Genomic DNA, 22,810 nt, shown 5'->3' with positions numbered 1-22,810 from the left:
AATCAAACATTCACGCTCGCAATAAGCAGCTCCAACCCGCTCTCCTTGCATGCCGCTAAGAGCTGTTCCTCCGGCAAACGGCTGCTTATGACGCGCTGAACGTCCGCGATACCGGCGAACGAGAACAGCTCCTTCGCTCCGAACTTCGTATGGTCCGCGACGACAATGACTTCCGAGGCCTGCGCGATCGCCATCCGTTTGATCTCCGCCTCGTACATGTTGGAGTTACAGAAGCCGTGCTTCGCCGTAAGTCCTGTCGTCCCGAGGAATATGCGGTCGAATGCCATATTGCCGATCGTCTCGAGCGTTCCCGGACCAACCAGCGTTGACGTAGCTTCAAGTGCCATCCCGCCCGTCACGACTGTCGTGATCCGCTTCTCCAAGAGCTCCATCGCGATGTTAAGGGCATTCGTCACGACCGTGATGTTCATGTCGGCCTTCAAATGACGAGCTACTTGGAGCGTCGTCGTGCCCCCGTCGATGAAGATCGCGTCATTCTCCTGCACGAGCGCGGCTGCCGCTCTCCCGATGGCTTGCTTTTCTTCCGCCATGACGCCAGTTCGTTCTCCGATCGCAATATCCTTGGAAGCCAGAATCGCGCCGCCGAAGGTACGTTTCACGCAGCCGGCAAGCTCCAGCTTCTCCAGGTCGCGCCTGATCGTCATTTCCGTTACGCCGAACATCTCCTTCAATCCGGCTACCTTCACTTCGCCGCTGCTTTCCAACAAGCCGAGCAGCTGCTGCTGACGTTCATTTAAACTCATTTCTTTAACCCTCCTGTCCATTGCTCCCGACCGATAACTTCAAATCATAGTGGACCGACTCGCCCGGCTCCAGCATACGAAGCGTTCCTCGCTGACGCTCGGCATCCATGCCTTCCACGCAGCAATTGGACGGCTCGATGCCTAAGGCATGCACGCCTGCTCCCGGCATTTTCCATTGAACCAGCCGAGGCAGCGACGTTGTATCCCAATTCAGCTTCACCGAGATGGGTGCCGTCATACCGGCAGCAAGCGGAAATCGCGGCTGATGAATGACAACCTCCGCGCGTCCTTCTGCACGCTGCGGCAGCTCGTGGTAATATACCCGCTCTTGGTATCCGGCCGTAGGAGCGTCCCACTGATTGTAGCCATCAAGCGGAGTCTCCGCTTCCCTCGCCTTGACTGCACCGCCGGGAAAATGGAGCTGCGTGTTTTCCGTCATCAACGGATAACCGAAGTTAAAATGATACAGCATCATATGCGGACAAGCTTGAAACCCTGCATTCTCGACGACATCGTGAATCCATATCGCATTCTCGCCCAACCGGCTCCGAATTTCTCGCCGCAGCCGCAGATGCCCACCAAAGATCGACGTCTCTTCGATTACGCCCCGAACGCGTAACTCCAGTTCGTCGCCTTCCCAGGAGCTTTCCGCGCTTACCTGTCTCGCCGGCGTATGATGCGCCCGTCCGTGAAAGCTGTACGTCGTACCGTCAACCGTGCTTGGAGAACCCACGTGAATCAAGCCGCAGCTCATGAATAAACCTCCGGATGCCGTACGCAGCCAGCCAGCGCCTTGATCATCATAGTAGGCCGGATGCACATCCCCATTACCCGACTGCCATGTCAGAGAAGAGCCGGAGAACGAAGCCAGCGAGATGTCCAAGCCCTTATCCGGCGTGACCTCATAGGATAGACCAGCACCGGTCCGTACCGCAATGACGGCGGCTCCAGCTTCATTGCCTTCGGCATGCCGCAACCGCCTGATCCCGCCAAGCTGCTCGATTCGCCCAACGCGCGCTTCGATTTCCCTTCTCGTAAACTGCCGTCCATGAAGCTGCATCGTTCACCCTCCCACTGTTTAAAACAAACAATGAATGTTCTTATCTAACATTCATTGTACAAAAAAGCGGCAAACCTCACAAGGAGATTTACCGCTTAGGGGTGATTGGTTTGTGTTCCATGACGGAGGTCATGGAATACAGCATTCGCCTTAGGAGTGATTGGTTTGGATTCCCGAACTGGGAATCCAGCATTCACCCAGGTGATTGGCTTACGTTCACTGACGACAGTCAGGGAATGTAGCATTCACCTTAGGGGTGATTGGTTTGCGTAGGATGATTGGTTTGCGTTTCCGTCGCGAGACGGAAATGCAGCATTCATCCAGCTTCTTCGACTAAGTCAGGGAGTTCAGCATTCGCCTGTCTCTTAGCTTCCGCCAAACAACACGTCTAACACCGGCTTCGTATGACCGCCCGGATACATCAGATAAAGCAGGACATACACGATGACGCCCGTAATCGCCGTGAAAAACCACACGAGTGATGTCACGCGGCCCCACTTGCGATGCTTCGAGAAACTTTGACGGAACCCTAGCGTCAGCGTTGTGATGCCGAATACCGCGCCTGATGTTGCGAGAACGATATGGAAGAAGAGAAACGTCAGATAATACGGTTTCATTTCATCCGAACCGCCCCAGTCGGTATTGCCGACGAAGATGGTGCGGGACATGTAGATGATGAAGAACAGCAGCGCGGCTACTGCTCCCGCCAGCATGACTTTCTTATGCGCTTCCAGCTTCCGCTTGATTGCCAGGTTCCAGCCGATTGCGACCAGTATCGCGCTAATGACGATGAAGGAGGTACTGATCGTCGGTAAAATATCGTACTTTGACAAGATTCATCCCGTCCATTTCTACACAAAGTTCATTCTATCGTTAAACCGCCGAAGCGCTTCAGCTCCAAGCGCCGTTATCCGGAATCTCGTCATCCTTCGAATCTCCATGCTCTTTCTTATACCACTGGAAGAAGACATAAGCAAGAATGCAGCCGTACATGACTTCTTGTACCAGCTTCATCACAATGCCGCCGAGCTGCTGATCTTCTGCCGGCGCCATCAAATTAAAGAAGGTCGGCCCCGTGAATTTCGTGAGCAGCTGGCTTGCGTCTGCGCCGCCGATGCAATAACCCATCGCCTTCGCCCAAACCTCAGGGTCGCTGTAGGTGGCATACATGGAAGTACTAGAGAAGATAATAAGCGCGCACGCAGGCGTAAGCAGCATGCCGTTCGCGAATATATAAGCCATCTTGCGGAGATCCGTAAGACGGTTCCATTCCGGCACCGGACAAGCTATCTGCCACCACATCATCAATGAAGTGACAAGCAATACCAAATAGAAGAGTCGATGAATCGTAAAATGAAGCATGATATAATCATGCACGACCGGAACGTGATACATCGAGAACAGCATATTGAAGAGCACGAGGGTCAAGATCGGATGCATGGCCCAATTCAGCTTGGACCAGTAAGGAGCTCGAAACATGCTGCGCCATAGATAAGCGGGAATGCCCAGCAGCAGCAGCGGCGGCGCAATCAAATACGCCAGGGACATGTTAACCATATGAAACGTAAACATCATATGTCCGAGCAGTTGAAGCGGCCCGCCCATTGCCATATACAACAGCGCCATGCCCGAAACAAACAATGTCTTCTGCAGGCCGGTTACTTTCGGCTCCTGCGGCGCATGCTTTTCCTTCCAAGGTCCAGCTAAATAGAAATAGAGTATGACTAACGCTGTCATCAAGAAGAAAAACCATGGGCTCCACAACTGATCAAAGCTGAAATATTGCAATCCAAGCATGAAGTTGGTACCCCTTTCCAAGGTGACACTCATTTACAACAAAAGAGGGGGCCGGCAAGGACCTCCCCCTCTTCAATTTAAGACCGTATTACCACCAAGCCCAGTACTCGGCCATGATGACAATCGTGAATACGACGAACACGCCCATGAGAATACCGATAATCGGGTACAGATGACCGCGATCCTTCATATGCATCCAGAAGCCCATTTGGATAAAGACTTGGACGCACGCCATGAGTACCAAGAAGATGTAGATGAACGTAGTATTGATTTCACCTGCTGCAACCATCGAGAATGCGATGATTGTCAGCAGGATGGACATGATGAACCCAATGATATGCTTCTTAGGACCTTCGTGCTTATGGTGTTTAGCTTGCTCTTCGACTGAGGAATGTTGACTCGACATTGATTAGCCCACCTTTCCCATCAAGTACACGACGGTGAAGATGAATACCCACACGACGTCGATAAAGTGCCAGTAAATACCGGCTACATATATCTTCGGAGCAGTTGTGACGTTCAAGCCTTTTTTCATGACTTGCGCGATCAGAATGCCGATCCAGAGAATCCCGAACAATACGTGGGCGCCATGGAAGCCGACCAGTGTATAGAAGGATGTACTGAATGCGCTTGTGGAGAACTTATGCCCTTCGTCCACGTAAGTCGCGAATTCGACGATCTCGAGTCCAAGGAATCCCAAACCGAGCAAAACGGTCACGATCAGCCAAACGATCATCGACTTCACTTTGTTCGTGTGCATCGATTGAATCGCGAACACGCTGGTCAAGGAAGACGTCAACAGGATAAACGTTGCCCAAGCGGTTGTCGATAACTCGAACAATTCTTGAGCGGTTGGATTGCCGTCACCTACTTGATGACGAAGCGCCAGGAACGCGGAGAAGAGCGTTCCGAACAATACGGTTTCCGCACCAAGGAACAACCAGAAACCAAGAACCTTATTGCGGCCTTCAAGCGTAGCCTTCTCAGGCTCGTGCGGCAGTTGGCCGTCTACGTGTGAATGTGCGCTCATGCTTTTACCCCCTTATCTCCAGTGATTTCATCCACTTCGATATGGAAGCCATGATCGTCATACACCGAACGCAAGAACATGCAGAACAGTGTAATCGCCAAGCCAAGAATCGCTACGATGTGATTGTTGAACAAGAAAGCTTTGAAGCCATCGCCGTATTCGCCTTTGCCGTACATGAAGCCGAGACCCGAGATAAACAGGCCGACTGCCATAAAGAATGGCAGAATCGAAGGCGAAGGCATGTGAATCGAACCAAGCGGTTCAGCAGGCAGCATTTCCTTCTTGCCTTCCATTTTTTCTTTCCAGAAGGCATCGTATCCGCGAACGAGCGGCGTTTGAGCAAAGTTGTATTCCGGCGCAGGGGACGGAATCGTCCATTCCAGCGTACGGCCATCTTCCCAAGGGTCGTTGGCTGCATCGCGCGGTTTGAACGCTGTAATGACGATGTTCAGCAAGAACACGATTGTACCGACGCCCATCAAGAAAGCGCCGACCGTACTGATCATGTTCAGGTTATTGAAGCCGAGGCCGTCCAGATACGTCCATACGCGGCGCGGCATCCCCATCAGACCAAGGAAATGCTGCACGAAGAACGTGAGGTGGAAGCCAAGGAAGAATGTCCAGAAGCAAAGCTTGCCAAGACCTTCGTTCAGCATGCGTCCGAACATTTTCGGCCACCAATAGTATAGGCCCGAGAACAATCCTAGAATCAAGCCGCCCACGATAACATAATGGAAATGGGCAACGACGAAGTACGAATCGTGATACTGGAAGTCGGCAGGAGCCGCTGCAAGCATAACCCCTGTAACGCCGCCCATTACGAATGTAGGAACGAAGCCTACAGCGAACAGGTTAGCGGTCGTGAAGCGAATGGAACCGCCCCACATCGTGAACAACCAGTTGAAGATTTTGATACCGGTCGGTACGGCGATCAGCATCGTCGCAATGGAGAACAATGCATTCGCTACAGGCCCGAGGCCTGTCGTAAACATGTGATGCGCCCATACCATGAAGCCTAGGAAGCCGATCAGCACGGTTGCGAATACCATCGAGCTGTAACCGAACAGCCGTTTGCGCGAGAACGTACTGATAACCTCGGAGATGACACCGAATGCCGGCAGGATAAGGATATACACTTCGGGATGTCCGAAAATCCAGAAGATGTGTTCCCATAGCACTGCGTTACCGCCGTTGGTCGGTTCAAAGAAGTTCCCGCCGAAGAGGCGGTCGAACATCATCGCTACCAGGCCGACTGTCAGCGCCGGGAAAGCGAACAAGATCAAAGCAGAAGTGATAAACGCTGTCCATGTAAACATCGGCATACGCATGAAGCTCATGCCCGGAGCGCGCATATTGATGATCGTAACCAAGAAGTTGATCCCGCCGACCAGTGTACCGATACCGGCGATTTGAAGACCGATGACGTAGTAGTCGACGCCATGTCCGCCGCTGAATGTCGGCGTCGCTAACGGCGCATATGACGTCCAGCCTGCATCAGGCGCCCCGCCTGCGAACCAGCTGACATTCAGCAGGACGCCGCCTGCGAAGAATGTCCAGAAGCCGATGGCATTAACGAACGGAAACGCTACGTCGCGCGCGCCGATCTGCAAAGGCACGATCGCATTCATTAAGGCGAATATGATCGGCATGGCCGCGAGGAAGATCATCGTCGTACCATGCATCGTCAGCAATTCGTTATAAGTATGTGCTGCTACGAAGTCGTTAAGCGGCTTCCATAGCTGAATCCGGATTAGGAGCGCTTCCAGTCCGCCTACCAGGAAGAAGAATCCGCCTGATATCAAATACAGAATGCCGATCTTTTTATGGTCAACGGTCGTCAGCCAGTCCATAAGACCGCTATACCGCTTAACCGCATGTGCGTGAGCCAAAGTAGGTACCTCCTTCATTCCGTAGGTGTTTAATAGTCGAGTTTCAATCCTGCCAAGTACTTCGCGATGGCATCGATTTGTTGATCCGTGAGGTCTACCTTAGGCATCAGCGTACCCGGTTTTACGGCTTGCGGATCTTTAATCCAAGTTTTGAGGTTATCTTCGACCGAACCTTCGTTGTCGTATTCAGGTTGATCCGTATTGATCAACTTTCCGCCAACGGATTCTCGGCTGCCGATACCGGTCAAATTCGGATAAAGCTGAACGCCTTTATCGCCGATTGCGTGGCAAGTCAGACATTGCTTGTTAAGTACTGTTGCGATTTCCTGGTCTTCAGGAAGGGCAACCGGATTTTTCATCGCTGCAACCCAACGATCGAAGGAAGCTTTGTCCACGACTTTTACTTTAAAGTCCATCAGGGAGTGGGAAGGTCCGCAGAGCTCCGCGCACTTACCGAGGAATACGCCGGTATGATCGGCTTTGAAGTACATTCTGTTCACGTTGCCGCCTGGGTTCGTATCTACTTTACCTGCCAGGGACGGAATCCAGAAGGAGTGAAGGACGTCTGCCGTCTTCGCTTCCACGGAAATGATCGTGCCTTCTGGGATCAGCAGCTCTTGTGCAGTCTTAACACCCAGATTCGGATATTCGAATTCCCACCAGTACTGGTGAGCCGTTACGTTGATTTGCACGGCATTCGGATCTTTCGTGTAATCCTTCGCAAGTCCGAATACGGAATTGACCGTCGGGATACCGACGATAATCAGGAGGATAATTGGAATGACCGTCCAAATAATCTCCAGCTTGTGGTTGCCTTCCACTTGAACCGGGATCGACTTGTCACCCGGACGGCGGCGATAGCGAATAATTACATATCCTGCGATTACAAATACGATCAGAACGACGACAACCATGATCGTGATCGTAAGTTTCATTAGTCCGAACTGTTCTTCGGCTACCGGTCCTTGCGGTCTCAGCGTCGACAGGTCAGCTCGTCCGCAAGCTGACAGCAGCAACACCATTCCGGCGAGAAGCGGCAATAGCCGTTTTAGAACGTGCCACCGATTCATCATCAATCAACCCCACTTTTTACGTTTTGACAGCAGCCGTAGACAGTGAAAAAAGCGGCTCTGCTGCTTGCAATTCCTAGATGTTTAGACAACTTCCGCAATCTAATCACTTTAATAAATATAAAGTTGAAGGTGCTATTTGTCAATGTTCCCAAGGATGTTCACAAAATGTTCTCATCCCAGTAAAATCAACGGATTTTCTCGTTTTTTAGCTTGCCAATCGACTGGCGTGAAGCTCCATGTCTATCCTACATTGTGTGCATAAACCATGGTTCTTTATGTATCGAATCGCCATGCATATTTGATCTTCCTCCGCCCATTCTAAGGGTAAGCTGACGAAAGGAGCGACCTTATGATAAAGCAAGCACGTATTCTTACTTTGCTTACCGCTGTAACGCTAAGCTTGGTCGTCATGAGCGGCTGCAATTACGAGCGTTACGTTCAAAACAGCACATACGATTACGGCAGCAAAAACAAAGGCGATCCAAAAATGCTGGGCAGCCGTATGTACGGCACCGTAAGCGGATTGCCGGGCCAGCATGACAACGCCTGGTTCGAATACAGTTCCCTCATTTCCAACGATGTCTCGAGCATTAACGGCGTGGCCGGAGCGCTCGTCATGCTGACGGACAAAAACGCATACGTCGGCATTACGACGGACTGGACGGCGACCGGAACGATGAAGTCGGGCGGCCGCGCGACCCGCGAGCAGGACAACTCCGGGTCGACGCAGGGCGTATACAACAACGATACCGGCAGTCCGTACTGGAATAACCAGCGAATCGCAACACCCTACAATTCATATTTTACCATCAATGACCATAATCAAATCTCCAGCGAGCTGAAGCAAACGATCGCGGTTCATGTCCGCAAGCTGGCGCCTTCCGTCCAAGAGGTGCACATCTCCGCGAACAAGGAATTCAACAATCACTTGATTCAGTACGCGCAGGAAGCTTGGGCAGGGCATTCGCTTATGCCTTGGCTGCCTTCCTTCAACAAGCTGGTGAAACATCAGTTCGTCGGCGGCAATGATGTTCCTGCTCCGCTCGACGTTCAGCAAGGACAAGCCGCAGCGCACAAATAACCGCTCAATCCCTCAGCCGGGGCGTCATTGGACGCTCCGGCTTTCGCCTGTTCTCCTATATAAATGAAGAAAAAAAATAATTTGCCTAAATCTGCTAGTTACGATATGATATTTCTCGCTCTCTCTCTGCGCCATTTCACCTGCAACGCAAGCAATACGGCTTTGCCGCAAGCTTACATTGACGGAGGTGACCCATGTTATTCCTCACTTTGGCGCGCAAGACCTATCGCCGCAATTTGCAGTATCGCGGCGCCCATATGGTACACAACCTTGCGAGCGCCATCTTCGGTTTCATCTACGTCTCCATCTGGGTTGGCATCGGACAAAGCCAATCGCTCGGAACGTACGGATTGAACGGCATGATCAGTTACGTCGCCTTCAATCAAGTCAGTCTTTGGGTCGTCTCCTTCCTCACCAACGGCCTCGGCATCGAACAATCCGTTCGAACGGGCCAAATCGCCACGGATCTTATGCGTCCGGTACATTTCTTCTATCAGTTGATGTGCCGCGAATGGGGTCAGATCACTTACCAGCTGCTGTACAAAAGCATCCCGATCTACGCGCTGTACCTGTTGCTCCTCCCGCTTCACGTCCCTTCCTCGTTGATCACCTTTCTATGGACCGCTGTTGCTCTTGCGCTCGCCGCATACATTTCCATCTGCATCAACTTCCTGATTGGCGCCGCCGCGCTCTGGACGACGGAGTCGCGTTGGCTGTACTGGGTGAACTACGCCTTCAGTATGCTGCTTTCCGGCTTTCTCATTCCCGTCGAATGGCTGCCGGGCTGGCTTCGCGTGCTCAGCCACGCCTCTTTTTACCCGTTTCTTCATTATATACCGTCAAAATTATATCTCGGTCTCGAGGATGCTTCTAGCTTGCTGGGATCAGCCGGCTGGTGCGCCTTATTGACGGGAGTCTGCCTGTTCGTAACGAGCAGGATGCGCCGCAAGGTGGAGGTGCATGGCGGATGAAGGAACAACTGCGCATGTATAAGCTGCTTGCGGCGGCAAGTCTACGCAGCCGGATGCAGTATAAGTTCAATTTCTGGTTCTCCACGATCATGGCGGCCATCATCAATGTCGTCGAGTTCGCGATGCTTGCCGTCATCCTGGCCAAGTTCGGCCATATCAAAGGGTGGAGCCTGGAGGAAGCCGGCTACTTGTACGCCGTGCTCACGCTGTCGAAGGCGATTTACCGAACGCTCGCTTCGGACGTTCACCATCTGGAGCATTATTTGGTCAGCGGGGATCTCGACAATCTGCTGCTACGGCCGATTCCGATTCTGCTCGGCCTCATGTCTCAAAACGTCTCGTTTCGCATCGGTGAAGTCCTTCAAGGCTTGACGGTACTGATCCTCTGCATGCGGGAGCTGTTTCAGCATGGCCAAATCACGTGGACGGCGATCCCGTATACCTTGGTAATCGTGTTATCGGGCGCCCTATTGCTGTTTGCCATCGGCTTGCTGACTGCATCCGTCGGCTTCTGGCTTACCCGCATCGAAGAGCTGCAGACCATTACCGAAGACGCGGCCCGAACGGCCGTGCAATACCCGGTGTCGATCTACCCGAAATGGATGCAAGGCATGCTGCTGACGGCCATCCCTGTTGCTTTTGCCAACTATGTGCCTTCCCTGTACCTGCTTCGGGGCGAAGGCGGGATCGGACTGCTGCTCGCATCTCCTGTCGTGGCCGCCTGCCTGTTCGGTGCCGGACTGCTGCTGTGGAGACGGGGATTAATGCGCTATCAAAGCACGGGGACTTAGAGAAAAGGTTGAAAAGAATGACCTACGGTCAATTCAGCTTACCCATTCCCTATCGGAAGGAGTGAACCATCCGGCATGATCCAGGTTCAACACTTATCGAAGCAATTCCGCACGGCGGCTGCGAAGGAGGGCGCCTTCAAAGGCGTCCGCATGCTGTTCTCCCGCGATGTCCGCATCAAGAACGCCGTGGCGGATATCAACTTCACCATCGCTCCGGGCGAGTTCGTCGGCTATATCGGACCGAATGGCGCCGGCAAATCGACCACGATCAAAATGCTTTCCGGCATCCTTCACCCGACGTCCGGCCGCGTCACCATCGATGGATTGAGTCCTCATCACGACCGGAGGCGCGTCGCGAGGAAGCTAGGCGTGCTCTTCGGTCAGCGAACCCAGCTGTGGTGGGATTTGCCCGTTCGCGATTCATTCGATATCCTTGCAGCCATGTACGGCATCGAAGCCGGCACGAAGAAGCGGCGGCTTGCCGAGCTCGCCGAGCTGCTGGAGCTGGAACCGTTCATGGACACGCCGGCCCGCAAGCTCTCGCTCGGACAGCGCATGCGCTCCGATCTTGCGGCAGCACTGCTGCATGATCCGGAGATTCTCTTCCTCGACGAACCGACCATCGGGCTCGACGTTACGGCAAAGCGGAGCATCCGCCATTTTCTCAAGTCCATTAACAAGAATCTCGGCAAAACGGTTCTGCTGACGACGCATGACATGGACGATATCGAACAGCTCTGCAGCCGGGTGATCGTCATCAACGACGGCAAGCTGGGCTTCGACGGCAGCATTGACGATCTTCGCCGGCGCATTGGCCTGCCTACCCTCATCCGCATTACCTATAAATTCCCGATCGCCGATTCAGCCAGGCATTCGATCGCGCATTCGAATTTCAACGGGCTTCAATTAAGCTGCGGCGAGGACGAACGAATCTTGACGGCCGCCTGCAACCGGGAGCAATTAAGCGCGATGGACGCCCTGCGCATTCTGGAGCAGTATGGGGAGATCGAGGACGTGCATATGGAAGAGCCGGATTTCGAAGAAATCGTCCATCGGATTTATTAACCTTCATTGGGGCAAACTTCCTTCAACGCAAAGTGCGTTGGGGGACTGCCCATTGCGGACTATGAGCTTGACATTGGGTTCGAATTGATATATCTTTAAATTAAGATATTGAATATTAAACAATTTTAACTGTAGCCTATGCTGCCTTTGGATACCTACTCTCGAATGAGGTGAAGACATTGACGACATCGAATAGAACCAATGAGCTTCAACTGTTTATTACCCTTTCCCGCGCGCATCAATGGGTCACGGCGCATGTTCATCAGGACATACGCAGCCGCGGTCTCAACCCGACCGAATTCGCTGTTCTTGAGCTTCTGTATCATAAAGGCGAACAGCCGCTTCAACAGATCGGCGAGAAAATATTGATGACGAGCGGAAACATTACGTACGTGATCGACAAGCTCGCGGACAAAGGCTTGGCGAAGCGCAAAGCCTGCCCGACGGACCGGAGAGTTACGTTTGCCGAGATTACGGAGCAAGGAAAAGCTTTTCTGGATGAAGCCTTCCCGCCCCACGCGGAAGCGATCTCGCAAGCGGTCAGCGGCCTAACGCCGGAGGAGCAAGCACAAGCCGTGCAGCTGCTGAAGAAGCTCGGCATTGCCGCCCAGCAAAGTTTTACGTAGTATCGGAGGAGATTCGCATTAGCATGTCGCTTGGCTTATTGATCATTCGTCTAGCTGTTGGATTGACGCTCACGGGACATGGCACCCAGAAGCTGTTTGGCTGGTTCGGCGGATACGGACTGAAAGGAACAGGCAGTTGGATGAGTTCCATCGGCCTGAAGCCGGGCATTACGTTCGCATTGCTGGCAGGATCGGCCGAACTGGCCGGCGGCCTGCTATTCTCTCTCGGCCACTGGCTGTACATCGCCGCCGCATTGATCGTCCTGACGATGCTCGGCGCCATCGCATCCATTCACTTCAGATTCGGCTTCTGGGTGAGACAGAACGGCATGGAATACAACATCATCATGATCGCGGTCTCCGTCGGCCTGGCGCTTGTCGGCGCTGGAGACTATAAATTATAACACTTCAACATATGGGAGGAATTCATATGCAAACACTCGTGTACGGACCAACGCTGCAAGCAACCGGCGCCTTTGACGGCGGTAAAATCACGGAGCAAAAGCCGATCGGCTTCTCCGGCGAAGGCGCTGTCGTGAAACGGGTCAGCACCTTGTTCTACTGGGCATGGGCGCATGCGAAACAAGACGGCTATATTCCGCTCCATCCTCATCAGGCTTTCGAAATCATGACTTACGTCGTGGCGGGTAAAGCCGAGCATGGGGATACGCTGGGCACGAAAAGCAGCATCGGCGCAGGCGGCGTGCAATTGATGCAGACCGGCTCCGGCGTCAGCCACGAAGAGCGCTTCGTCGGTCCGGATATGGAAGGCTTCCAAATATGGTTCGAGCCCTCCGTCCAAGAGGCGCTGCTAACGCAACCGACCTACAACCAATACGAGCATGAAGCGTTTCCCTTGGAGCAAGGCAGCGGTTATACCAAGAAAACTGTCATTGGCGAAGGCTCGCCGATTCATATCGTAGCCGATGCCCGCATGTGGGACGTGGAGGTCGAGCCGGGCGCTGCGTATTCGCATCCCGTGGAGGAAGGCCGTTCCCTCACCGCGCTCGCGATCCGCGGCGACGGTTCCTGGTCCTATGCTGGCCAGCCGGAGAATCGTACGGCATTCAAGCATAAGGATTTCGTGCTCGTTCGTGCGGAAAGATCCGATCATGCCGTCATTACCGCCGACGCTGAGACGACGCTCCGCCTGATTCTGATCGACGTGCCGACATCGGTCGACTATCCGCTGTATCCGAAACGTTAATACCGCTATCGTCATAACGGTTATATCGCGCATCGAATCGAGTGCTTTCGTAATCATAACTTTAGGGTGTTCAGATTCTTCAGGCGCTCAATGCGCGAATAATAAAGGCTCCGTGCCAAGGCTTCTTCTATTGAAGAAAGCCGAGTGCACGGAGCCTTTTTAAGTTGACCATTTAGTGCGCTGCTGCCGGACGTTCTTTCGCTTTGTCCGCTTCAAGCGCGTTGCGGGTAGACGCTTCGCGGTCCGCGGTCAGCTCTTCGATCGTCTTCGTCTTCAGACGGGCCGCGCCTTGGTAGTTCTCGCGGGTCGGCACGAGCGGTCCTGCGGCGAGACGCTTCTCGGCAGCTTCGGCGGAAGCCGTGTATTGCGGCAGCCATTTCGCTTGCGCGACGAGCATTTCGTCGACCATTTGCCAAATTTCTTTCGGATTGCACACCGCGCCTACGAGCGGATCCATCATCATCGCTTGGCGAAGCAGCTTGTCATCGCCATGAACGGCAGCTTCCACGGCAAGGCGCTGCACGGAAATGCTGACATTGCATACCGCCGCGCAGCCGAGCGGCAGATCGCCGACAACCGGCATGTTGATGCCGTTACGGTCGACATAGCCCGGCGCTTCGATGATGGCATCGTCCGGCAGATTGGTAATAACGCCGTTGTTTACGACATTGAAGTGGCCGCGGTAGACGCGTCCCGTTTCTAAACCTTCAATAATATAGGAGCCGTGCTCTTCGCCGCGATTCTCTGCGGAATACACGTACGGATCGGCTTTCATCCAGTTCGGGAAGTCGGTCTCGAACCAATTGCGGCCTTCCGTGCAGACGCGCAGGTAACCGCCGGTTTCGCCGTTGATCCAGACGCCCATGTCGATCCAGTCCTTGATTTCGTCCGCGCGTTTGCGGTACCAAGGCACGTACTCGCTCAGATGTCCATTGGACTCCGTGGAGTAATAGCCGAAGCGGCGCATCATGTCGATGCGGACCTTCTCCGTCTGCACGAAGTCCGGCACGCTCTCGAACGCTTCCAGCAAATCGCCCGTACGGTCGACGCCGTCCGTCTTGACGGAAACGTACCAGGTCTGGTGATTGATGCCGGCGCAGATGATATCGACTTCCTCTTTCTTCTTGCCGAGGGCGCGCGCGATTTGGTGATGTCCGCCTTGGACGCCGTGGCAAAGGCCGATCGTGCGAACGCCGCCGTACTTGTTGCAGGCCCACGTCAGCATGGCCATCGGGTTCGCGTAGTTGAGCAGCAGCGCATTCGGCTCCGCGACTTCGCGGATATCTTTGCAAATTTCGAGCATGGCCGCGATGCCGCGCTGGCCGTACATGATCCCGCCCGCGCACAGCGTATCGCCGACGCATTGGTCGACGCCATATTTGAGCGGAATGTCGACGTCATGCTGGAACGCTTCCAGACCGCCGATGCGCACGACGCAGAACACATAGCGCGCGTCCTTCAGCGCCTCGCGGCGATCCGTCGTCGATTGGATCTCGATGGACAAGCCGTTCTCGCGGATGTCGCGCTGAACGAGCTGCGTAACCATGTCGAGATTATGTTGATTGATGTCAGTAAACGCAACTTCGATATTGTTGAACTCCGGCACGGCAAGCAAATCGCGCAGCAGCGTACGCGAGAATCCGATACTGCCCGCTCCGACAAAAGCCACTTTAAAAGACATGAAAAAGCCTCCTATTCGCCAATTGGGGAATGTATTGCATTACCCTCATTGTAGCAGGCGAGATAAGAAGGCGTTTCCAAATTTGCAACAGGTTTGTTTAAGTAATGTCAACTATTTCAACCTGGTTCTCTTGTAGGAACTGAATGGACGCGGTCGATTTGCGATAAGCGGCAGGCGACATGCCCGTCGCCTTCTTGAACATCATGCTGAAATATTGGCGGCTGTTGAGCCCGATGTAATCGGCCACCTCGATAATCGGCACGTCCGTTCGGGCAAGCAGCATCTTGGCTCTCTCAATGCGAAGCTCGGCCAAATACTCCGTAATCGACATGTTCATATTCGCTTTGAAGATGCGCTGCAGGTACACCGGATGCAGGTTCACGGCCGCGGCGACATCCTTCGCTTGAATATCGCTGTCGTAATGTTGGTGCAGATATTCGGCTGCCGTACGGACATAGCGATGAATTTGGCGCTCCGCGCTGTTCTTCGCGTCTTCCGCCGCGAGCCGCGCGACGCGGACGAGCAGCTGGGAAATGAGCAGATTCGTCATATTTTCCCTGCCTGCCCCCGAACCGCCAATATCCAGCTCCAGCACGAGCGTCTTCAGAATATGATGCACATCCGCGGAGTCCCGCAGCACGAGCGTATCCAACCTGCTTTCCAGCAGCATGGAGAAGGCGGCGTCGCTCTCCGCCAGCTGACCGAAGGACGGGAAAATACCTTCGCAGGGCTTGAAGGTGAACTCGACGTTGAGCATCCGGCATGGACTGCCCTTCTCGACGCTAAGCTTATGCGTCACGCCGGCATCCAACATGATGAGATCTCCCTTGCGCATCGCAATAAGATCGCCTTTCGTCTCGACCGTGCACGTGCCGGAGATCACATACATGAATTCCGTGGAATCATGCATATGGAAGCCCATATGGAAATCATCCCACTGCTTGTAGTAGTAGGCGACGATTTTGGGCCGGTAATTCCCCTCCGATCGCCACTTCGCATCATAGAAGCTTCCGCCCGTCATCACATTCCCTACCCTTCGGTGGCGCTGCTTCGGCTTCTCGCCGACCTGCGCTTCAGCAGCGCGAACAAAGCGCTGACGATAACCCCCGCAATGACGCCGATCGCAAGGTCATGCGTAATGATGACCGCGCCGACCGTCACGACCATGACGATCGTCTCGCTGACGGGAACCTCGCGTACCTTGAAAATCGATTTCCAATCGAAGATCGCCGCGCAAACCATCAGCATGATGCCAACCAATGCGGCCATCGGCACGAGCGACAGCAAATCTCCCAGCGCGACGACGAGCAGCAATAAGAACAAGGCAGCGACGAGCGTCGACAATCGATTCCGTCCGCCCATCCGCACGTTGAGCACCGATTCCGCGACGAGCGCGCAGCCCGCCATGCCGCCGAAGAAGCCCGCGACGAAATTCGCAATGCCTTGGCCGCGCATTTCGCGGTTCTTGTCCGTGCGCTCCCCGGTCGTCTCGTCCAGCAAGTTTTGCGTCAGCATCGTCTCCGTAAAGCCGACCACGGCCAGCGATAACGAGTAAGGCAAAATAATCAGCAGCGTCTCCCAGGAGAACGGAACGTCCGGCAGCAGGAACGATGGCAACGATACGTCGATCGCCGCAATATCGCCGATTTGGCTGACGCCGTGAATCCCGAACGCCCAGACGGCGAACGTCAGCAGAATGACGGCCGCGAGCGGCGACGGGATGGCTTTGAAATACCGCGGCAGGACATAGATGATGACAAGCGCCACGGCCGCGAGCGCGTACATGGTCCAGGAAGCATGCTTGAAATAGCGCAGCTGCGACAGGAAGATCATAATCGCCAGCGCGTTAACGAACCCCGTCAGCACCGGCTGCGGCACATAATTCACCAGCTTGCCCAGCTTGAAGACGCCCATTAGATATTGAATGAGTCCGGTCAAAATCGTTGCCGCGAATAAATAATGAATGCCATGCTCTTTCACGAGAGTCAGCATCAGCACGGCCATCGAGCCCGCTGCCGCCGAGATCATGCCGGGCCTTCCGCCGAGAAACGTAATCACCAGCAAAATGCAGATGGATGCGTAAATGCCAACCGTCGGCGGAACGCCGGCCATAAACGAGAATGCCAAAGAATCCGGAATGAGCGCGAGCGTCGCCGTAATGCCCGCGAGCACGTTTAATTTCACGTTAGTCGTCCATTGATTGCGCCAAGAACTGTTCAAGCCGTCACCTCTAACCGTTGGAATGAAATAAGGCGCGCCGGGAGACCCGGCGCGCAGCTTGCCTCTATGGGTTAGCATAACCTCGTGACGGAAGCTGGTCAACGCACAAATATATAGCATCGTTACCCGCTGTGCACGTCCGCCCGGCGGAAGTACACGGCAATGAATAGCAGCGGTACAACGCACGCGATCGCCAACGTCGTATACCCTATAGCGGCGGAATTATGATCCGGCGACATATTCGTCGCCAAATTCAGCGTCGCGCTCCACGGATAGTACATGATGTACTTGGACTGCATGATCGTCATCTCCGAGATGACGGCGAAGATGCCAAGGCCCATCGCCGGGATATAACTCCGCCACAGCAGCGCGACCGCCGCCGATACCGGCGCCAGCGCGTATTGCAGCAGAAGCAGCAGCCCGAAGCTGCCGGCTTCCTTGCCGAGCATCGTCATCGTGAACGCATCCGCGGCGCCGTGGAAGAAGAAGCCCGTGCCGAGCGAAAGCAGGAACGACAGCAATAGAACGGCCGTGAGTACCGGCAAGGCGATTACGAACTTAGCCGTCAGCACGCTCAACCTCGAATGCGGACCGGTCAACATATTGTTAACGGTACGTTCCTGGAACTCTCGCGCGAACAGATAACCAATGAGGAGCGAAAATAAGGCCGGGCACATCAACATCGCTTGAATTTGCAAATTCGTCTCGAAATAATTCGTCCACTTGAACGGTTCGTCATTACTCGCGCCATTCAGCGTAATAACGAACACGAGCAGCGCGGGCAGCAGCGCTCCGAGCAAGACCAGCCACAGCATCCGCGATCTCCGCCATTTCAACCATTCGCAAGCGATCAAATCAGCCACGAGCGGCACCTCCTTCCACCAATCGCACGAAGTAATCTTCGAGCGAATCCTTCATGGCGACGAGGCTGCTCACTTCGATGCCTTGGCGTACGAGCAAACGGTTCATTTCCCCCGGTTGCTGATCGTCATCGTAAATGCGAAGCCATCCGTCGTCTTCCATCCGACAGTCCCGAATGCCGAGCTGATCGCGCAGCAGATCCTGCGACTTGGCGAAATCGTCGACCTGCAGGCCGATGTATTGCCGGTTCTTATGCTTCAGCTCGCTCATCGTCGTCTCCTCCAGCATAACGCCGCGGTGGATGATGCCGACCTTCGTCGCCAGCTGTTCCACTTCGCTAAGAATATGGCTGGAGACGAGAATCGTAATCTTCCGCTTCTGCGCCAGCTCCTGAATGAGCAGCCGGATTTCCTTGATGCCCATGGGATCGAGTCCGTTCGTCGGCTCGTCCAGAATGAGCAGCTCCGGTCCGTGCAGAATCGCGCGCGCAATGCCCAGACGCTGCTTCATGCCGAGCGAGAAATTGGAAGCCTTGCGGTTCCTTGCTTCCCATAACCCCGTCGTGTGCAGCGATTCCTCCAGCGTTCGCTTATCCTTGATGCCCATCAAGCGTCGATGCAGATCCAAATTCTCGATCGCCGTCAGATTCGGATAGAAGCCCGGATACTCGATTACCGAGCCAACCTTCCGCAGCACGGCGTTGCTTCCTTTCCCCACTTCTTCCCCGAACAGCTTCACCGTGCCCGATGACGGTCTGATGAGGCCCATCATCATCCGGATCGTCGTCGTTTTGCCCGCGCCGTTCTGTCCCAGGAAGCCGTATATATCTCCTTGTTTCAGTTGCATGTCGACCCCGTCGACGGCCTTGACGCCCTTGTAATGTTTGCATAAGCCCTTCACTTGCAGAATCTCCTGTCCCATCTTCGTCTAACGCTCCCTCTCTCATTGCTGTCAAGTCATATCCTTCCGCCCGAACGCCCGGCAGCCAAGCGCAAGCAGTACGGCCAAATATACGAACGTGTACGCCATAAAGACCGGGCTCGGCGCATTCAATGGCGTGAACGGCCCCAGCTGGTTCAACAAATCGCCCAGCAGCGGAAGATCCAGCCCCCCGATGATCTCGTACGTCATCCGGGAAAACAACGCGTTCGATGGAATCAGCAGCGACATGCCCATCGAGAAGCTGCTCAGCGTGTCGTTGCCGCCGTGCATATTGTACAGTCCTTCCGCGAAGCCGCAAAATAAGCTGAGCCCGTAGAGCGAAGCGCAGGCGACGCCGTTCGCCAGCATCGGCAGATACACGGAGCCAAGCAGCGAGATCGCCAGCAGCAGCAGCGGCCCCCATACGAACAGCAGCCAAGCCTTCAATGCGCTTCCCCAAAGCAGCGGCAAGTCGGCTGCAAGATGAACGGAAAACAGGATGGCCGCGTACACGACCGAGCTGTACAGAAACAACCAGAAGGCCATGCCGAAATATTTGCCCAAATAGAGCTTCCACCGCGGTATGGGCCGCGCCAGCACAGCGAGCATCAATCCGTTCTCGGATTCGCCCGAGATCGTCCCCATCGTGGCGAAGAAGACGACGAACGCGACGATCATGCCCGCGAACATCAGTCCGAGCGTGATTGCCGAAACGCCAGCAATGAGCGATTGAAACGGAATCCGAAGGATGCCTTCCGGATGGACCGTCATTTTGCTCAGCACGTAATTGAACAGGACGAGGTAGAACAGCGTCAATACGGACGCGATTAACACGATCTTCTTGCGAAGCAGCTCTTTCCCCGCGAAAACGATCCACATCATGCGCGCGCTCCTCCTTCCCGTACGTCATTGCCGGCGGAGTCGGCAGAGCTCGAGCTGGACATAGACAGGAACCATTGTTCCAAGCTGTCCTGCACCGGCTTGACCTCGTACAGCGTTACGCCCTCTTCCATCAGCAGTCGGTTCAGATGGCCGATCTGTTCCCGGTTATGCGCCGATACGCGCAGGAGCGCGGAGCCGTCCGTTTCCTGCCGAACGATGTCGATCGCCATGCCGGGGAGCAGGCTGCCGGCTATTCCCGCCTCCAGCTCCGGCTGCCAGCCGCCGACCGCGATTTCCCAGCTCTTGCCGATATGCAGCAGCTCGCGCATGGAGCCGACGGCGCGCAGCCGCCCAAGATGGAGGAAAGCGACGTCGTCGCAAACCGCCTCGACATCCTCAAGCAGATGGGTGTTCAGGAAGACGGTCTTGCCTGCCGATCGCAGTTGTTCCAGCAGCTGTCTCACCTCGTAGCGTCCGATCGGATCGAGCGCGGACGACGGCTCGTCGAGAATGATAAACGTCGGGTCCATCAGGAGCGCGCAGGCCAGACCGAGCCGCTGCTGCATGCCCTTGGAATAGTGACGGATGCGGTCGGCGCCGCGGTTGTTGAGACCCGTCATCCGCAGCACCTCCCGGATGCGCGAGGCCATGCGCGAAGAGCGGATCTCGCCCAGCTTCATTCCGCTTAGTCCCGCATGATAACGAAGCACTTCTTCGCCCGTAAGCCAATCCTGGAATCGGAATAGCTCGGGCAGGTACCCGAGCTCTCTCCGCGACTCCGGATCGCCGATCGGCCTGCCGAGCAGCGTGCCGCTGCCGGCGTCGGGACGCAGCAGACCGAGCACCATTTTGACGAAGGTGCTCTTGCCTGCTCCGTTCGGACCGAGGAGGCCGAAGATGCGGCCTTCTTGTATTTCCAGGGAAATATCGATGCAGCCAACGCCGGAAGCGTATGTCCTCGTCAGCCCTTGCGTTTGCAGAATCATCACTTCATCAATCCTTCGGCTTCCTTCATAATGTCGTTCTCGGACGGATAATCCGCGAGCGAGCCGCTGAGCAGGTACATCCAATCGTTTTGCAGCCAAATCAACGTCCGCTCATTGGCCGAAGCATTCAGAATGGCGTCATTGCCGCCGATGCGCAGCGTCCGCGTGCTCTCGTCCGACATGGACGGCACCGGGAGCGTGCTCCGCCAGTCGCCGATCGCGGCCAGCTTGGCGCGTAGCGTATCCGGCAGAATCGGCAGATCAAGAATCGCCTGGCGGACCTGCTCCACGTCCACGTCACCCGGAACGTCCAGCGCCGGAGCCGGCAGCTGCATGAGCCGCTTATAGGACCCTCCGTCCTTCGCGTGCGTTACCATCGTAAAGCTGTTCGGCACGGACAGCTTGATTGGCGTATTGTCGATGGACGCCGGCAACTCCGTCTTGCCGCCCAGCATCGTGATCAGCTTATTGATTTCCTTCGGATGCAGCTTAAAGGTAAGCTCCTGCAGCGGCATATATTCAATCGCTTTGTCATCCGCTCCTGGCAGCAGCTTCAACTGACGGCCCGCCAGCTGCGCTGCTTCCGCGGCGCCAATCGTGCGGTTCGTGCCTTTGCCGCTCTGTTGAATTTCGCCGTACAGCCGCAGGTCAAGCTGGCGCGTCCCGACCGTTCCGTCCTCCAGCGCCTGGCGGAAACCGTTGAAGTCCGCCTCGCTTAACGATATCGCCTCGAAATGCTGGACCCGGAACGTGTTCAGCATATTCGCCATGACGTCCTGTCCCCAAGACGTAAACAGCATCACGCCGGCCAATGCGGCCGCGGCGACTCCGGAGATCCATCTTCTCGTGCGCCGGCTTTGCTTGCGAGCGCGTCCAGGGGCAGCGACGGCGGACGCGGATTGGGATACGGGCGTGGATGCTAGCTTAGACGATTCAGATAGAGAAGCGATCGCGGATGCCCCCGCTTCGGACGGGAACGTGTCGCTGCCTTCTAATGAAGCGATGGCCGAAGGCTTGGTCTCTTCTTGAACAGGTTTTCCTATCACCTGATCATGCGCTGGTTGGACGAATGGCGCGGCCAACGCTCTTTCTTTCGCCTGGATCCGGCGTTTCGCCCATACCTCCGGCACGTCCTCATCCTTCACGGTTCGAAACAACCGGTTCAATGCCTCTTCGATCTGTTCGTCCGTCACGTCGTAATCGGGATTCGTTTGATCGGCGCTCAGATGCTTCGGATCCTTCGTGCTCATGATTCCATGACCTCCTCCATCAGCAAATTTTTCTTGAATCGAGACGAGGCGCGCATCAGCAAAGTCCCGACGATTTTGGGATTTACTTGCAGCGCTTCGGCGATTTCGGCATGGCTATAACCTTTTTCCTTCATTAATAGTGCTTGGCGGTCGCGCTCGGACAGCTTGTTCAACACCTGGCGCACGACGTCCCGTTCCCAGTTCTGAATGACGGCCGTTTCATTGGACGGATGCGCCTGCTCCTCGGACATCGCCTGATGAAGCTGCTTCTCCGCCAGATTGGAGTCGCGCCCCGACTTGCGGTAATGATCATATACGATACGGGTCAGCACGCGGTGCAGCCAAGGACCGACGCGCTCCAGGTCCTCCGGCGGATTACGGTACAGCCGCAAAAACACTTCCTGCGTCAAATCCTCGGCAGCGGCGCGATCCCCGATCAACAGGGCGATTTTGCGAAGCACCGACGGGTAATGCTCCCGAAACAGCGCTTGAAACATGGCCGGCCTTTCCTCTAGCGGCATACGACTATCGCCTCCTTCATGAGTTAAGACGATGCATGTAGTTGAAATATAGCATACCCCGCGTAACAATTTCTGGATGCCGATCAGCAAACACAAAAAAACAGCCCGGCAGGTCTCACCCTGCCGAGCCGTTC

Annotated in this window: 24 protein-coding genes; 7 read left to right on the top strand and 17 right to left on the bottom strand. The window is 55.0% G+C overall.

Going from position 1 to position 22,810, the window contains the following annotated elements; translation table 11 throughout:
• Positions 1-2 precede the first annotated feature (2 nt).
• The 8 genes from AC0YNU_RS11945 to coxB form a co-directional block, all read right to left on the bottom strand.
• Complete coding sequence (locus AC0YNU_RS11945; protein ID WP_475756566.1) at positions 3-764, bottom strand: DeoR/GlpR family DNA-binding transcription regulator; 762 nt, start codon at positions 762-764, stop codon at positions 3-5.
• A gap of 4 nt (positions 765-768) precedes the next feature.
• Complete coding sequence (locus AC0YNU_RS11940) at positions 769-1,824, bottom strand: aldose 1-epimerase family protein (protein ID WP_475756564.1); 1,056 nt, start codon at positions 1,822-1,824, stop codon at positions 769-771.
• Positions 1,825-2,189: 365 nt separating this feature from the next.
• Positions 2,190-2,657 (bottom strand): DUF420 domain-containing protein, encoded by a 468-nt coding sequence (locus AC0YNU_RS11935; RefSeq protein ID WP_475756562.1) that lies wholly within the window; start codon positions 2,655-2,657, stop codon positions 2,190-2,192.
• Between the two features lie 58 nt (positions 2,658-2,715).
• A complete protein-coding gene (gene ctaG, locus AC0YNU_RS11930) occupies positions 2,716-3,621 on the bottom strand; it encodes a cytochrome c oxidase assembly factor CtaG (RefSeq protein WP_475756559.1) in 906 nt (301 codons plus the stop codon).
• A gap of 88 nt (positions 3,622-3,709) precedes the next feature.
• Entirely contained in the window at positions 3,710-4,027 is a 318-nt protein-coding gene (locus AC0YNU_RS11925) for a cytochrome C oxidase subunit IV family protein (protein ID WP_161695578.1), read from the bottom strand.
• 3 nt (positions 4,028-4,030) lie between these two features.
• Positions 4,031-4,651: a cytochrome c oxidase subunit 3 gene (locus tag AC0YNU_RS11920; protein WP_475756557.1), complete on the bottom strand. Its 621-nt coding sequence runs from the start codon at positions 4,649-4,651 to the stop codon at positions 4,031-4,033.
• Positions 4,648-6,558, bottom strand: a complete 1,911-nt coding sequence (gene ctaD, locus AC0YNU_RS11915; protein WP_475756555.1) for a cytochrome c oxidase subunit I — start codon at positions 6,556-6,558, stop codon at positions 4,648-4,650. Before ctaD ends, AC0YNU_RS11920 begins: the two co-directional genes overlap by 4 nt.
• 11 nt (positions 6,559-6,569) lie before the next feature.
• Complete coding sequence (gene coxB / locus AC0YNU_RS11910; RefSeq protein ID WP_475756553.1) at positions 6,570-7,613, bottom strand: cytochrome c oxidase subunit II; 1,044 nt, start codon at positions 7,611-7,613, stop codon at positions 6,570-6,572.
• 349 nt (positions 7,614-7,962) lie between these two features.
• Between coxB and AC0YNU_RS11905 the strand changes: the two genes are divergently transcribed.
• The 7 genes from AC0YNU_RS11905 to AC0YNU_RS11875 all read left to right on the top strand — a co-directional run bounded on the left by AC0YNU_RS11905 (position 7,963) and on the right by AC0YNU_RS11875 (position 13,354).
• Positions 7,963-8,694, top strand: a complete 732-nt coding sequence (locus AC0YNU_RS11905; protein ID WP_475756551.1) for a hypothetical protein — start codon at positions 7,963-7,965, stop codon at positions 8,692-8,694.
• A gap of 194 nt (positions 8,695-8,888) precedes the next feature.
• Entirely contained in the window at positions 8,889-9,665 is a 777-nt protein-coding gene (locus tag AC0YNU_RS11900) for an ABC transporter permease (protein ID WP_475756549.1), read from the top strand.
• The gene (locus tag AC0YNU_RS11895; protein ID WP_475756547.1) at positions 9,662-10,456 is read left to right on the top strand and encodes an ABC transporter permease; all 795 of its coding nucleotides are present in this window, start codon (positions 9,662-9,664) and stop codon (positions 10,454-10,456) included. Before AC0YNU_RS11900 ends, AC0YNU_RS11895 begins: the two co-directional genes overlap by 4 nt.
• 75 nt (positions 10,457-10,531) lie before the next feature.
• A complete protein-coding gene (locus AC0YNU_RS11890) occupies positions 10,532-11,521 on the top strand; it encodes an ABC transporter ATP-binding protein (RefSeq protein ID WP_475756545.1) in 990 nt (329 codons plus the stop codon).
• Between the two features lie 179 nt (positions 11,522-11,700).
• Entirely contained in the window at positions 11,701-12,147 is a 447-nt protein-coding gene (locus AC0YNU_RS11885; RefSeq protein ID WP_475756543.1) for a MarR family winged helix-turn-helix transcriptional regulator, read from the top strand.
• 23 nt (positions 12,148-12,170) lie between these two features.
• Positions 12,171-12,551 carry a DoxX family protein gene (locus AC0YNU_RS11880; RefSeq protein ID WP_475756541.1) on the top strand — a complete coding sequence of 127 codons (381 nt, stop codon included), beginning with the start codon at positions 12,171-12,173 and terminating at the stop codon, positions 12,549-12,551.
• A 26-nt stretch (positions 12,552-12,577) separates the two neighbouring features.
• Positions 12,578-13,354: a pirin family protein gene (locus AC0YNU_RS11875; RefSeq protein WP_475756539.1), complete on the top strand. Its 777-nt coding sequence runs from the start codon at positions 12,578-12,580 to the stop codon at positions 13,352-13,354.
• 172 nt (positions 13,355-13,526) lie between these two features.
• On the opposite strand, the gene melA is transcribed toward AC0YNU_RS11875, so the two are convergent.
• From melA to AC0YNU_RS11830, 9 genes are all read right to left on the bottom strand, one after another.
• Positions 13,527-15,035: an alpha-galactosidase gene (gene melA, locus AC0YNU_RS11870; RefSeq protein ID WP_475756537.1), complete on the bottom strand. Its 1,509-nt coding sequence runs from the start codon at positions 15,033-15,035 to the stop codon at positions 13,527-13,529.
• A gap of 97 nt (positions 15,036-15,132) precedes the next feature.
• Entirely contained in the window at positions 15,133-16,056 is a 924-nt protein-coding gene (locus tag AC0YNU_RS11865) for an AraC family transcriptional regulator (RefSeq protein ID WP_475757962.1), read from the bottom strand.
• Positions 16,057-16,064: 8 nt separating this feature from the next.
• Positions 16,065-17,333, bottom strand: coding sequence for a SulP family inorganic anion transporter (locus AC0YNU_RS11860; protein WP_475756535.1), 1,269 nt, complete (start codon positions 17,331-17,333; stop codon positions 16,065-16,067).
• Between the two features lie 44 nt (positions 17,334-17,377).
• Positions 17,378-18,118: an ABC transporter permease gene (locus AC0YNU_RS11855; protein ID WP_475756533.1), complete on the bottom strand. Its 741-nt coding sequence runs from the start codon at positions 18,116-18,118 to the stop codon at positions 17,378-17,380.
• A complete protein-coding gene (locus AC0YNU_RS11850; RefSeq protein ID WP_475756530.1) occupies positions 18,111-19,037 on the bottom strand; it encodes an ABC transporter ATP-binding protein in 927 nt (308 codons plus the stop codon). Before AC0YNU_RS11850 ends, AC0YNU_RS11855 begins: the two co-directional genes overlap by 8 nt.
• 30 nt (positions 19,038-19,067) lie before the next feature.
• Positions 19,068-19,919, bottom strand: coding sequence for an ABC transporter permease (locus AC0YNU_RS11845; protein ID WP_475756528.1), 852 nt, complete (start codon positions 19,917-19,919; stop codon positions 19,068-19,070).
• Positions 19,916-20,905, bottom strand: coding sequence for an ABC transporter ATP-binding protein (locus AC0YNU_RS11840; protein ID WP_475756526.1), 990 nt, complete (start codon positions 20,903-20,905; stop codon positions 19,916-19,918). The genes AC0YNU_RS11845 and AC0YNU_RS11840 overlap by 4 nt, the downstream gene beginning before the upstream one ends.
• A complete protein-coding gene (locus AC0YNU_RS11835) occupies positions 20,905-22,155 on the bottom strand; it encodes a hypothetical protein (RefSeq protein ID WP_475756524.1) in 1,251 nt (416 codons plus the stop codon). The genes AC0YNU_RS11840 and AC0YNU_RS11835 overlap by 1 nt, the downstream gene beginning before the upstream one ends.
• Positions 22,152-22,676 (bottom strand): sigma-70 family RNA polymerase sigma factor, encoded by a 525-nt coding sequence (locus tag AC0YNU_RS11830; protein ID WP_475756522.1) that lies wholly within the window; start codon positions 22,674-22,676, stop codon positions 22,152-22,154. Before AC0YNU_RS11830 ends, AC0YNU_RS11835 begins: the two co-directional genes overlap by 4 nt.
• Positions 22,677-22,810 lie beyond the last annotated feature (134 nt).

The sequence above is a fragment of the Paenibacillus sp. J31P316 genome (genome assembly GCF_056269105.1).
Note: the sequence above shows the minus strand (reverse complement) of the source record. Positions and strands in the feature narration are given on the sequence as shown.